The organism is Salinivibrio socompensis S35 (assembly GCF_000513715.1).
Lineage (GTDB): Bacteria > Pseudomonadota > Gammaproteobacteria > Enterobacterales > Vibrionaceae > Salinivibrio > Salinivibrio socompensis.
The window spans coordinates 1-12781 of the sequence record NZ_AQOD01000005.1; the positions used below are offsets into that span (position 1 = coordinate 1).

Below are 12781 nucleotides of genomic sequence, written 5' to 3' on the forward strand. Positions count from 1 at the left end.
TTTCCGTTAGGTTAGCCAGTGATACGCCATCAAGCGAGACCCCGGCATTAGCGAACGCAAAAATTGGCAGAATAAGATACGACACGTAAGGGTGTAGTGCATGCTCCATTTTTTTCAATGGCGATGGATCATCACCTGTTTTACCTTGCAATGGGATAGCAAAACCAAGCACCACACCGGCTAGCGTCGCATGAACGCCCGATTGCAGCACGCTAAACCATAAAATCAGCCCAACCACAACATACGCAGGAATGCTGGTGACTTTGCGCATGTTCATCGCAACCAGCACCACTGTCGATACAAAGGCCGACGCCAGGGCAATCATCGATAAGTCACTGCTGTAGAACAGCGCAATGATCACTATAACCCCAAGGTCATCAATGATCGCCAACGCCAGTAAGAATACTTTTAACGCGAGCGGAACCCGGTTACCCAACAGCGCCAACACGCCAAGCGCAAATGCGATGTCAGTCGCCGCGGGGATCGCCCAACCAGACACCGCCAATGGGTCACCCCAATTGAACGCCAGATAAACCAGTGCGGGGGCAATCATACCTCCGATCGCTGCAACCGCCGGGAACGTAGCTTTGTCTTTTGAGTTTAAGGCGCCTTGAACTAACTCACGTTTTACTTCCAAACCAATCAGCAAGGAAAAAATCACCATCAAGCCATCGTTGATCCAATGACCAACCGATAAACCTGCTATATAGGTATGAAGCGTGCTGTCGTATAAAAGCTGTAGATCCGAGTTCGCCACGAACATAGCTAACACCGCCGCTACAATCAGCACAATACCTCCTGCGGATTCCATTTTCAGAAACTGACGAATGACATCAGTCATTTAGAGCACTCCATACAATAAAAGTGAATGTCAGTAGTCTAGACAGTCAGACCACGTTAAGAAAAATCGTTTGTTCTGATAATAAACATCGGAAAAACCGATGTTAAGTCTAATTTACCATTGGTTTATTCGCAGTCTAAATATTTAAACTCGGCTTACCGACGTCTGGCTTAACGACTAATCTCCAGCATAGTGTCAACATCGATCTTGTTGTTACATTTTTATCTCCGTTTTTTTCGGCCTTGTGTCACAACGCAAATAACGCTAGGAATCAGAGGGCTGATAGGGCTTTTAACAGCGCATAACAGCGCTCAGATCGTATTTTCAAATCACTGCAGTATTAATGTCATATTTCTGAAATATTCCCTTTTTACTATCGCCGCAGATTTTGCTTTGACACTAAACTGACATCGAATTGTCACGGAGATATCTTATGACTCCCCATGCTACAACGGTAGAAGCAACCCAGAGCGCCTCTAATTGGTTCCGTTGGCTCAAGCTTGCTGCGATGCTCTATCTACTCCTGGTTTCCGTTTCTGTGATTGGATCCGGATTTAAATGGGCCGTGGGCGACGAAGCCAAGACGCTGTTCGCGTTTGCGTCTCATCCTGTAGCAGGCTTAATGATTGGTATCGTTGCCACCGCATTGACCCAGTCTTCAAGTACGGTTACCTCCATTATAGTCGGTCTAGTTGCAGGTGGCTTACCGGTTGAGGCAGCTATCCCTATGGTGATGGGGGCGAACGTGGGGACATCAACCACCAATACACTGGTCAGCCTCGGCCATGCCCGCTGTAAAGTCGAATTTCAACGTGCATTTAGCAGTGCCACCGTCCATGATTTTTTCAATCTTCTTGCGGTTGCAATTTTCCTACCATTAGAGATTGCATTTGGTGTACTAAATAAAATTTCCGAATGGCTGGTGTCACCATTAGCAAACGCGAACGACATTAGCATCAAGGGGTTAAACTTTGTTAAGCCTCTGACCAAGCCGGTTGTTAATGCGGTGCAATCTCCCTTGGAAGCCACCTTACCTGGCACTATTGGTGGCGTGATCATGATTGCCATGGGGATTACCGCTATCATCATCGCCATTACCATCATGGGCAAAGTGATGAAGAAATTGATGGTCGGTCGAGCCAAGGAGATGCTTAAAAATGCGATTGGCCGTGGCCCATTACATGGCATTTTCTCAGGCTCGATCGTGACTATCCTTGTTCAATCGTCATCGACCACCACCAGTTTAATGGTGCCGTTGGTCGGGTCGGGCGTGCTCAAGGTCCGAGATATTTATCCCTTTACCCTGGGCGCTAATATTGGTACCTGTATTACGGCATTGCTTGCTGCAACCGCTGCATCAGGTGAATTCGCGGTCGTTGCACTGCAAATCGCACTGGTCCATCTCAGCTTTAATATTTTGGCGACGCTCGTCATCTTTGGTATCCCCGTTTTGCGTGAACTCCCTCTTAAAGGGGCAGACTGGTTGGGCCACATGGCGGCAAAGTCGAAACTGGCGGCGCTAGCATACATTGCTTTGGTCTTTGTGGTGATCCCAGGCGGCATCATCCTACTGTCATGATCCCCCTGATTGACTTCATCATTACAAAAAAACGCAGCCAAAAGGCTGCGTTTTTGTTTAAAAGCTGATTTACCGACGCCTGCTGTCTTTCACTCGCTCAAGAACCTTAAACAGCAATAGGGGCTTTAATAGTCGGATGCGGATCGTAGCCTTCAATCTCAAAATCATCGATTGTATACTCAAAGATAGAGGCTGGCTTACGTTTGATGGTCAATGTCGGCAACGCACGCGGCTCACGCTGTAGCTGTTCATGGACAATATCATCAGTCAGATGATTATGATAAAGATGCACATCACCAAAGGTGTGAACGAAGTCACCAACTTCTAAATCGCATTGTTGCGCCACCATATGGGTAAATAGCGCATAACTGGCAATATTAAATGGCACACCCAAAAAGTAGTCGGCACTGCGTTGATAAAGCTGGCATGAGAGCTTGCCATCGGCCACATAGAACTGGAACAAACAATGGCAAGGGGCTAAGGCCATCTTACCTTGTTCAGCGTTCTCTGAGGGCTGATGGACTCATCCGGTAAGTCAGCAGGGTTCCACGCGGTGATAATATGACGACGGGAAGTCGGTTTGGTTTTAATTTGCTCAATCAACTGTTCAATCTGATCTACGGTTGAGCCATCTGGACACGCCCAAGAACGCCACTGAGCGCCATAGACAGGCCCCAAATCACCTTGCTCTGTGGCCCATTCATCCCAAATACGTACCTTATTAACTTGTAAGTACTGGATGTTAGTCTCGCCGTTAAGAAACCACAACAGCTCATGGATAATGGCGCGCGTATAGAGCTTTTTGGTGGTCAGCAGCGGAAAGCCTTCAGCAAGGTCGAACCGTAGTTGGCGTCCAAATATTGATCGCGTTCCGACACCAGTGCGATCCCCTCTATCCGTCCCATTATCGAGAATATCCTGCATCAAGGCCTGATACTGCTTCATAGTGTTTCCTATCATTGACCGAACAAACAAAAGGCACCGCATAGGGTGCCTTGGTATACTGCTTACTATAACCGATTCACCCCGTTTGATCACTTGCCAGGATGCCGACGATAGGCCCACAGCATCATTAACGCGCCTACGATCACCATCGGCAATGACAAAAGCTGCCCCATACTGAATACGCCAGCAAATAACCCCAAATGCGCATCTGGCTCGCGGAAATACTCCACCATAAAGCGGAATGTGCCGTAACCGGCTAAGAAAAGCCCCGAGACCGCCCCCATCGGGCCGTGGTTTTTGAATATACACGTTAAGGATGACAAATAACGCCACCCCCTCTAACGCAAATTCATAAAGCTGCGAGGGGTGACGTGGCCAGGGGCCCCGGTGGGAAAGACCATCGCCCAAGGCACATCGGTTACTCGCCCCCACAGCTCACCATTCATAAAGTTGCCCAGCCGACCAGCTCCCAGCCCGAATGGCACTAATGGCGCAATAAAGTCAGCAACGGTAAAAAAGTGACGCTGCGTTTTACGCGCATACCATGCCATGGCGGTGATCACACCCAGCAGGCCACCGTGGAAGGACATGCCGCCCGTCCATACTTTGAATAAAAACAAGGGGTCGGCAATAAACGCATCCAATTGATAAAAAAGCACATAGCCAATGCGTCCCCCCAGTACCACGCCAAGAAAGCCGGCAAACAGCAGATCGCTGACTTCTTCTTTACTCCAACCACTGTTGGGTTTTGTCGCACGATGATTTGCCAACCACAGGGCAAACACAAACCCTAGCAAGTACATTAACCCGTACCAGCGTACCGCGATCGGGCCTAACTCGATAAGTATCGGGTCGATTGACGGAAAGGTGAAGTAACCTTCAGCCATGAATTTTATCCTTTATTTCAACAACATGATAGCGCCGACGATAACAAGAAAGACGGCAAAAATACGTTTTATTTGCTCGGTGGGTAACTTAACCGCAAGCTGCGCCCCTACCCGTGTCATCCACATAGACGTGGAAACCACCCCGAGCAACGCGGGTAAATACAGGTATCCGACACTGAGTGGTGGTAAGGTTCCGTTTGTTGCCATCCCAACCATACAAAGCTGATCATCGCGCCGAACGCTAACACTGCTCCCCCTGCTGAGGCACTCCCGATCGCTTGATGCATGTTCACACCACGCCAGTGTAAATACGGGACAGTAAAAGATCCGCCACCAATTCCCGCTAAGCTCGACAGCGTCCCTATCACGGTTCCAGCCGCAGAGAGCTGCCACCAATGCGGCAATGGGCGAGCCTGATAGACGCGGCGATTCAGTAACATTTGCACGGCCATGACAAGCACAATCACACCAAATAAACGGGGTAGCCAGTCAGGAGGGAGCAAGTCAGCCAATCCCGCTCCTAGGCCACCTCCCAGCATCATGCCGGGAACAAGGGCTTTGACCGCTTCAACATGCACATTGCCTAAGCGAAAATGCCGCCATGCCGACGCACTCGAGGTCAAGACGATCGTCGCTAAAGACGTGGCGAGCGCAATGGGCATCACCACCGTCGGTGAGATGCCAAAAACCGGTAACAAAAACGTTAAAGCAGGTACCACCACCAGACCCCCGCCAATGCCAAGCAGCCCTGATAAAGTGCCTACGCACGCGCCGATCAACATGCAGACCACGAACAACAACAGCGTCAGGCCAGAGATCATCGCATTTGTCCAATTTTGACTAGGGCATCAAGCCCTTGGTCGGCGAGAAAGGTTTCGGTCGATGTTCGGATCGCAGCGGGATCGTTCAATGTCAGCATGGTATTCGCCTGCGCCACCAACGCCTCATACGGCAACCGACTCAACAAATATTTAATTTTGGCGACATTCCGGGTGTTCATACTGAGTTGTTGATACCCCAATCCCACTAATAATGTCGCACCCACTGGATCTCCCGCCAACTCACCGCAGACACTCACGGGTAATTGGTGACGCACGCCAATCGTTACAATCGATGATAAGGCATGTAACACTGAGGGATGCAGGGCATCAAAAATATCAGCGACCCGGGCGTTGTTGCGATCAACCGCGAGTAAGTATTGGGTCAAGTCATTGGTGCCAACAGACAAAAAGTCGATATCACGGGCGATACTGTCTAACTGATATAAAATAGAAGGGACTTCGACCATGATCCCTAACAAAGGAATGTTAATGCTATTGCCGGCGCTCTCAGCCTCTTGGCTTATCTCTTTATACGCGCGACTGATCAGGGTTTTCGCTTCCAGTAACTCATTGCGGCCAGAGATCATCGGCAATAATAACTTGAGATTATTTAAACCGATGCTAGCTCGCAACATGGCACGCACTTGGATCAAAAAGATATCTGGGTGATCCAAGCTAAGCGAATGCCACGCCAACCAAGAAAGGGATTATCCTCTTCCACACTGAGGTAAGGGAGTGGCTTATCTCCACCAATATCCAGCGTACGCATCACCACAGGTTTATCAGGATAACTGGCGAGAATGGCGCGATATTGTTTCACTTGTTCGTCTTCAGAGGGGAACCGGCGCAGCATTAAAAAGGGCACTTCAGTGCGAAAAAGCCCGACCCCATCAACCCCCTGGTTGATTGCAATTTGACTATCCGCACTGAGGCCTGCATTTAAATGCAACTCAATCCGAGTGCCGTCTTGGGTTTGACCGGGGCTGGCCAGGGCTGTTTCAAATGTCGATTGTAAGCTGGCTTCCTCTTGAACTAATTGCTGGTATTCGTTGATCAAAGCCTCGGCAGGCTCGATCATCAATACCCCTTTGTGTCCATCGAGGATAACGGTTTTGTGGTGCAAGCGTGAGGGCGAAAAGCTGACCCCCATGACCGCAGGGATCCCCAACGCCCTGGCGAGAATGGCAGCATGAGAATTAGCCGCTCCTTGTTCGGCGACAACGCCTGCCAGTAAGGCACGAGGAATCGAAGCTAGCATACCAGCTGTTAGCTCGTGCGCCAGTAACACAACCGGTGATGAAATGGCTGGCGCACTTCCAGCGGGGGCCATCAAAAAATAGAGTAATCGCTGACCCAATTCTTTAACATCGTCTGCACGCGCTTTGAGATAAGGATCGTCCATCAGAGAAAAGCGTGCTGAAAAGGCCTCCACGGTTTGTCGCACGGCCCACGTCGCTTCATCGCCTTGTTGGATCCTGACCGTCATGTCTTCTCGCAACATGGGATCATTGAGTAGATGCACAAACAGATCAAAAATCGACTAACGCTTCTTTTTGTAGCTCCTTATCAAAGCGCTTACGCAAGCGCCGGAATTCGGTACTGGCCTCATCAATCGCGGCGTCTAAGCGGTCAAGCTCTCGCGGCACGTCTAGACTGCTCGCTGGTGCGACGTCTTCTAGCCTTGGCTGTGACTCGTCACACCAAGCCTGTGCAATACCGATCCCCGGAGATGCCGGCATCCCTTCAAGTAATATCGGTGAATGCGTCCCTTGCCACCCGCCTTGCGCTTTAGCATGGGCAAACACCACAGCCAATTGCGCGGCTAACGTGACAAGAAACGACTCTTCACTTTCATCAAATTGACGCGGTTGGTGTTGCTGAACAACTAATATTCCCAACACCTTTTTGCGATAAATAATGGGCGTGCCAAGAAAAGATTGAAACGCCTCTTCCCCTGAGGCCGGAAAAGGTTTGAACGCTGGATGCTGACGCGCATGAGCCAAGTTCAAAGGCTCAGCCCGTTGACCAACTACACCGACCAGCCCTTCACCAAACGCCATGGACACTTGTGCCGACGGATCCAGGCCTTGCGTTGCCATGAGATCAAAGCATTGTTGTTCACGATTAGCGAGATAAACCGAGCAGCACTCGGTACGCATCGCCACGCAGGTTTGTTGCACCAAGGTGTGCAGAGCCTGATCAAGATCGGCTGACACTGCAACGCTTTGCACAATATTCCTTAACTGCGTGAGCACCGAGTTTCTCCTTTACCCTCGCTTATTTTTACGTCGAGGTTTACGTTCTTTAAAAGGCATCGCAAGCGGCGCAAACTCTTTCATTGCACGCCGATAGACTTCACGCTTAAATGCCACGACTTGGCGCACAGGATACCAATAACTGACCCAACGCCAGCCATCAAATTCCGGCGTCCCGCCGCGCGAGACGTTCACGTGTGACTCATCACACTCAAGTTTAAGCAAAAACCATTTTTGCTTTTGCCCAATACATACGGGTTTAGAATCCCACCGCACCAAGCGTTTCGGTAATTTGTAACGTAGCCAATGCCGACTAGTCCCTAAGATACGTACATCTTTTTTGGTCAGCCCCACTTCTTCATATAATTCACGATACATGGCTTGCTCAGGGTTTTCCCCTTCATCAATACCACCTTGCGGGAACTGCCATGAATGCTGACCATATCGACGAGCCCAGAGTACTTGACCGTGGCCGTTACAAATTACTATCCCCACATTGGGACGATAGCCATCGCCATCAATCACTGGACAACCTCAATGATAAATCTCTACTGACCCTGATTTTTTCACAAAAAGCGGCTAAGGGTAAACAAACATTGTGGATTGACCTTCTTTTTTGCGCCCTCGTCGTCATCTGAGGATAACTCACCCTCTAACAGGAAGTTATAAACATAGCAATGAGAGATTGCGCACATTTATTCACGCTTTCTGTGGATAGATTTGTGAAGAAGCTTAGAAAACGTGGTTTAAAGCATCAGTCATCGATCATTTAATTCGGTCAAAAATTATTGCATAAAAATAATAAACAATAAAATTCATAAAGTTATATAACAATAAATACAGATAGATCCTCATCGGGATCCGACGATCATCAAGCACGCACAGATCGCTCAAAGATCCACCAGTTAGTTAATTATCCACATCAATAGCTCAAAAAAACGGCAACAAACCACTTTTATTCATTTTATCTCGATTTTTAACACTGTATATATGATCATGCACCTCATTTTGAGTGCTGAAAATGATTGTTATGTGGATAACTAGAGGACAGTCGCCATGATCCACCGCCCAAGGATCCCCTTGCAGCACTGATGACAGTTCCCGATAATACAAGACCGTCATGCCAATAAATAGGATCGATCCACCGTGATACACCCTCCTGAATCTGAACAGATATTGATGGACCGAGCGCTGGCGCTTGCAGGCCTGACGTTGGGTGAAGTGAGCCAATCACTGGCGATACGTTGTCCGGAGACACTGTCTCGAGAGAAAGGCTGGATCGGCATGTTACTCGAGACGTGTTTAGGTGCCAATGCGGGGAGCAAACCTGAACAAGACTTCGCTCACCTAGGGATTGAGCTAAAGACCATTCCGGTCAACCAAGCCGGTAAGCCTTTGGAAACCACGTTTGTCTGTGTCGCGCCGCTCACTGGCATTGCCGGTGTGCGTTGGGAAACCAGCCACGTAAGACAGAAACTCTCGCGTGTGTTATGGGTCCCAGTCGAAGGGGAGCGCGAGATGCCTGTTGCCGAGCGCCGGATAGGTACACCACTGCTGTGGTTCCCCAACGAGGAAGAGGATGCGCGCCTCCGCGCTGATTGGGAAGAGTTAATGGATTGGATCGCATTGGGCCGAGTGACAGAAATCACCGCGCGCCAAGGCCAATACCTGCAGTTGCGGCCCAAAGCAGCCAACGGCAAAGTGCTCACTGACGCGTGTGGCCCGGATGGTGAACCCATTCGAACCCTGCCGCGTGGTTTTTACTTACGGACGCAATTTACTCATCAAATCCTGAGCCGTTATTTCATCGATCCACAATAGTTAGATCCACAACAGTTAGATCCACCATCGCTCGATTCGCAATCGTTAGCTCCGCAATAAAGGATCATTAGAATCGAATCGGCATATCCTCTCGACACCCTGGCTCACCGCCGGTCGCAAACTCATCATACGGATCCATTAAACGTAACACGCCCTGCTCAATACCGAGTGCCTTAAGTTTATCTCCCACTTGTCCCACGTGATCAAACTGCATCACCTCACCAGTTTGATCCGAACGTAAAGGCTCGAGCTTCTGCTTGATTTCGACTTCCACAGAATACTTAGCCCCTCCCGCATGGGCCATGACGTAGCATTGTGGGCATGACTGAGGATCCGCGCGCATCCAAGCCCTGAGTTGTGCATAATTCATTTTACTTTCCTCTTGTCGCTCTCGTTGGCGCCTATCGCTACCTGACCCAATACTCCTCATCGTCCAGAAATTTATGACGTCACCCATTCAAGTAATGGTTAAAATTTGCACAGCTGTCAAGCTAAGCGTTGTGGTTAAATCGCTTTCGATTAAAGGTAAAATTCTCTACTATGGACTGCCATAGGTCGATTGCAGACAAGGAGACAGGATGCAATACCACCGTTTGCCCCATTCCTCGCTAGACGTGAGTAAAGTGTGTCTTGGCACAATGACATTTGGTGAGCAAAATAGTGAAGCCGACGCGCATGCTCAGCTCGATCTTGCCCTCGAGCGCGGCGTCAATTTTATCGATACGGCAGAAATGTATCCCGTTCCCCCCAGCCAACCTACGCAAGGGTTAACCGAGCAATATATCGGTAACTGGCTGGAAAAATCAGGGAAGCGCGACCGGGTGATCCTCGCCACTAAGGTGGCCGGCCCGCGCAATGTGCCTTATATCCGCGACAACATGTCGCTCAATCGCCGGCATGTCCATCAAGCCGTTGAAGATAGCCTGACGCGGCTGAAAACCGACTATATCGATTTATATCAAATCCATTGGCCGCAACGGCATAATAACTGTTTTGGTAAGCTCAATTATCCTTATCAAGACGAACACTCAGGGGTCACCATCCTCGATACCCTAGATGCACTGAATGAACTCGTCCAAGCGGGCAAAATCCGTTATATCGGTGTGTCTAATGAAACCCCTTGGGGCGTGATGCGCTATTTGCATTTAGCCGAAAAGCACAGCCTGACACGTATTGTCTCTATCCAAAATCCTTATAACCTGCTCAACCGAACGTTTGAGGTAGGGTTATCAGAGATCAGCCATCAGGAAGGGGTGGAGCTATTAGCCTACTCACCACTCGCGTTTGGTGCGCTGAGCGGTAAATATTTGCAAGGTGCACGTCCAAAAGGCGCACGCTGTACGCTACACCAACGCTTCGCCCGCTATTTTACTGAATCAGGTCAACAGGCGACGCAAGAATACGTTGATCTTGCCCAGCGCCATGGCCTGGATCCGGCGCAAATGGCACTCGCGTTTGTGAATAGTCGTCCCTTTGTCGCCTCTAACATTATTGGCGCCACCACGCTCAAACAGCTAGAGAGTAATCTCGATAGCTTGGATGTTACCCTTAGCGACGAGGTGCTTGCCGGCATTGACGACATCGCCAATCGCTACCCTAACCCCTGCCCTTAGATCGCAAACGGCAGCCCCTTGGGGCTGCCATCCTGTGTTTTATTTGATGATGGGGCGACGCTAAGCGAATAGTGCCACGACGTTTATCGAAATCATTCGCCATCATTCACGTTAGATTATCTCGGTTGCGTTGTCGTCCATTCCATGTAATCTGGCCGTATTATCCAACCTGACGCGGCAACTTGATGAGAACACAGGCAGATCGATGGCGCCATGCTATCGGATTTGAATTAACGGGCTTGATCTTGGTGGTTTTGGGATTGAATTGGATCCTTGGGGCTGGGATCGGCCACCTTGGCGTGATGGGGGCGATTTTTTCAGTTCTCGCCACCTTCTGGAATTATGTCTACAACATAGGCTTTGATAAAGCGATGTTGGTGCGGCGGGGCTCGGTGCTTAAAACCGTCCCCTTGCGTCTATTGCATGCTGTGCTTTTTGAGGCTGGGCTTCTGGTGGCCACTATCCCCTTTATCATGTGGTGGCTGTCGATGAACTTTTGGCAAGCACTGAGTATGGATATCGGGCTAGTGGTTTTTTATCTGGTGTATGCGTTTGTCTATAACTGGCTTTACGACTATCTGTTTCCGATCCCAGCGCCCCAATCCAAACAGGACTAATGGTATCTACCTCATACAGTCCAAATACGTCAAAAGATTTATTGACGAAACGTGCGCGGCGCGGGGATCAAGTTGTGTTTGTTCAATAACCGATACATGGTCGCACGTGAGACACCGAGCTCTTTGGCAGCGGCTGATACTTGTCCCTTATTCTCCTCTAACACGGCAATTAAGGCATCGCGCTCGGACTCTTCACGAATTTTGCGCAAACTTTGTTTGTAATCGCCCTGACGGGGCAAATCCAAGTGCTCCGCATCAATCACTAAATGGTCGGCCAACAACACCGCACGTTTCACCTGATTGATCAGTTCGCGTACATTACCCGGCCATGAATAACTGCTGAGCACGCGCTTTGCTTCATCTGAAAAAGTTCTCGCTTGGGTATTGTATTGGCGTGCAAATTTGAGCAAAAAGTACTCCGCTAAATCAGGCACATCAGATTGGCGATCTTTTAGCGCCGGCATATTAATACGCAGCACATTTAATCGATAATACAAATCTTCGCGGAATAATCCCTCGGCGACACGCTTCTCTAAGTCCATGTGAGTGGAAGCAATCACGCGTACATCGAGATCGCAATTGTATTTATCATGGGTGATATCCAAGGTGCCTTCTTGCAATAAGTGCAATAAGTGTCCTTGTAAGTGAAGAGGCAAGTCACCAATTTCATCAAAAAATAAGGTGCCTTTATGACACTGGCGGATTTTCCCTGGCATTTTTTCATCACCCAGCAAAGCATGCTGCACCGGTTCATCCGCTAACGCCGAGCATTTCACCGATTCAAACGTTGCCTTCGCCCGGGTTGATGCATGATGAATCGCTTGTGCCACCAGCTCTTTACCGGTTCCGCTCTCTCCAGCGACGAGCACAGACACATCCGTTGGTGCGACACGGCGCACTTGATCACGCAACTTTTTCATCGCCGGACTCGTGCCTTCTAGTCCCATATCGCTGTGATCGCCGAGCTGCGGCCAGACGTGACGTTCAAGACGCAGCATCCCAAGTTGATGACCGATGGTGCTCATCAATTGCGAATTGGGGATGGGTGAGGTGAAGTAATCAATACAGAAACTGACAATAAATTGGCAGATCGCTTCATTGATGAGTTGATTTTCTCTCACCAAAGCCAACCAACGTACCTGTTTGTTGCGGTTAACCAATGAAGCGACACCGTTGAGGCTGAAGTCATCATGGCTCAGATCGACAATGCCAATACAGGGGCCAATATCTTGCAGCAATGACTGCGCCGCACGCAAATCATAGCAGCGATGGCAATACCAGCCAGCTTGCTCAAGAGTTGCCAGCCAAGGCTCATAAGCACCACCGACCACCACGAGTGAGCTCAAGGTTTTGTCACTCCCTGCATCAAATCCCATAACACCTGCCTTACATCCAGTCTGTC

Annotated in this window: 10 protein-coding genes and 3 pseudogenes; 4 read left to right on the plus strand and 9 right to left on the minus strand. The window is 49.5% G+C overall.

Annotated features, from left to right (window positions below):
* Positions 1–841 (minus strand): Na+/H+ antiporter NhaA (gene nhaA, locus DZ54_RS0100555; protein ID WP_025672747.1); only part of this gene is annotated, 841 nt, incomplete at its 3' end.
* 433 nt (positions 842–1274) lie between these two features.
* Here nhaA and DZ54_RS0100560 point away from each other — a divergent pair.
* Positions 1275–2420, plus strand: a complete 1146-nt coding sequence (locus DZ54_RS0100560) for a Na/Pi symporter (RefSeq protein ID WP_025672748.1) — start codon at positions 1275–1277, stop codon at positions 2418–2420.
* A gap of 106 nt (positions 2421–2526) precedes the next feature.
* Here the strand turns inward: DZ54_RS0100560 and thyA (DZ54_RS27650) are convergent, their stop codons facing one another.
* The 6 genes and pseudogenes from thyA (DZ54_RS27650) to rppH all read right to left on the minus strand — a co-directional run bounded on the left by thyA (DZ54_RS27650) (position 2527) and on the right by rppH (position 7853).
* Positions 2527–2907: a thymidylate synthase gene (gene thyA, locus DZ54_RS27650; RefSeq protein ID WP_476707448.1), complete on the minus strand. Its 381-nt coding sequence runs from the start codon at positions 2905–2907 to the stop codon at positions 2527–2529.
* On the minus strand, positions 2898–3365 hold the full coding sequence (gene thyA, locus DZ54_RS27655; RefSeq protein ID WP_476707449.1) for a thymidylate synthase: 468 nt from the start codon (positions 3363–3365) through the stop codon (positions 2898–2900). Before thyA (DZ54_RS27655) ends, thyA (DZ54_RS27650) begins: the two co-directional genes overlap by 10 nt.
* Positions 3366–3454: 89 nt before the next feature.
* Positions 3455–4252 (minus strand): annotated as a pseudogene (lgt, locus tag DZ54_RS17765) (prolipoprotein diacylglyceryl transferase).
* Between the two features lie 12 nt (positions 4253–4264).
* Positions 4265–5073: pseudogene (locus DZ54_RS17770) on the minus strand (sulfite exporter TauE/SafE family protein).
* Positions 5070–7328, minus strand: a pseudogene (gene ptsP, locus DZ54_RS17775) (phosphoenolpyruvate--protein phosphotransferase). Before ptsP ends, DZ54_RS17770 begins: the two co-directional pseudogenes overlap by 4 nt.
* Positions 7329–7340: 12 nt before the next feature.
* A complete protein-coding gene (gene rppH, locus DZ54_RS0100585; protein ID WP_025672749.1) occupies positions 7341–7853 on the minus strand; it encodes an RNA pyrophosphohydrolase in 513 nt (170 codons plus the stop codon).
* Between the two features lie 621 nt (positions 7854–8474).
* On the opposite strand from rppH, the gene mutH reads away from it, so the two are divergent.
* Positions 8475–9149 (plus strand): DNA mismatch repair endonuclease MutH, encoded by a 675-nt coding sequence (gene mutH / locus DZ54_RS0100595; protein WP_025672751.1) that lies wholly within the window; start codon positions 8475–8477, stop codon positions 9147–9149.
* A gap of 67 nt (positions 9150–9216) precedes the next feature.
* Here the strand turns inward: mutH and DZ54_RS0100600 are convergent, their stop codons facing one another.
* Positions 9217–9519 (minus strand): DUF6482 family protein, encoded by a 303-nt coding sequence (locus tag DZ54_RS0100600; protein WP_025672752.1) that lies wholly within the window; start codon positions 9517–9519, stop codon positions 9217–9219.
* 208 nt (positions 9520–9727) lie between these two features.
* On the opposite strand from DZ54_RS0100600, the gene DZ54_RS0100605 reads away from it, so the two are divergent.
* Positions 9728–10762 (plus strand): NADP(H)-dependent aldo-keto reductase, encoded by a 1035-nt coding sequence (locus DZ54_RS0100605; RefSeq protein WP_025672753.1) that lies wholly within the window; start codon positions 9728–9730, stop codon positions 10760–10762.
* Positions 10763–10947: 185 nt separating this feature from the next.
* Positions 10948–11379, plus strand: a complete 432-nt coding sequence (locus DZ54_RS0100610; RefSeq protein ID WP_025672754.1) for a PACE efflux transporter — start codon at positions 10948–10950, stop codon at positions 11377–11379.
* A gap of 38 nt (positions 11380–11417) precedes the next feature.
* On the opposite strand, the gene DZ54_RS0100615 is transcribed toward DZ54_RS0100610, so the two are convergent.
* Complete coding sequence (locus DZ54_RS0100615; protein WP_025672755.1) at positions 11418–12755, minus strand: sigma-54-dependent transcriptional regulator; 1338 nt, start codon at positions 12753–12755, stop codon at positions 11418–11420.
* Positions 12756–12781 lie beyond the last annotated feature (26 nt).

Excerpts from the sequence above, each read along its gene's own strand:
- DZ54_RS0100560 (WP_025672748.1), top strand. The coding sequence starts at position 1,275 with ATGACTCCCCATGCTACAACGGTAGAAGCAACCCAGAGCGCCTCTAAT.
- thyA (WP_476707448.1), bottom strand. The coding sequence starts at position 2,907 with ATGGCCTTAGCCCCTTGCCATTGTTTGTTCCAGTTCTATGTGGCCGAT.
- thyA (WP_476707449.1), bottom strand. The coding sequence starts at position 3,365 with ATGAAGCAGTATCAGGCCTTGATGCAGGATATTCTCGATAATGGGACG.
- DZ54_RS0100600 (WP_025672752.1), bottom strand. The coding sequence starts at position 9,519 with ATGAATTATGCACAACTCAGGGCTTGGATGCGCGCGGATCCTCAGTCA.
- DZ54_RS0100605 (WP_025672753.1), top strand. The coding sequence starts at position 9,728 with ATGCAATACCACCGTTTGCCCCATTCCTCGCTAGACGTGAGTAAAGTG.
- DZ54_RS0100610 (WP_025672754.1), top strand. The coding sequence starts at position 10,948 with ATGAGAACACAGGCAGATCGATGGCGCCATGCTATCGGATTTGAATTA.
- DZ54_RS0100615 (WP_025672755.1), bottom strand. The coding sequence starts at position 12,755 with ATGGGATTTGATGCAGGGAGTGACAAAACCTTGAGCTCACTCGTGGTG.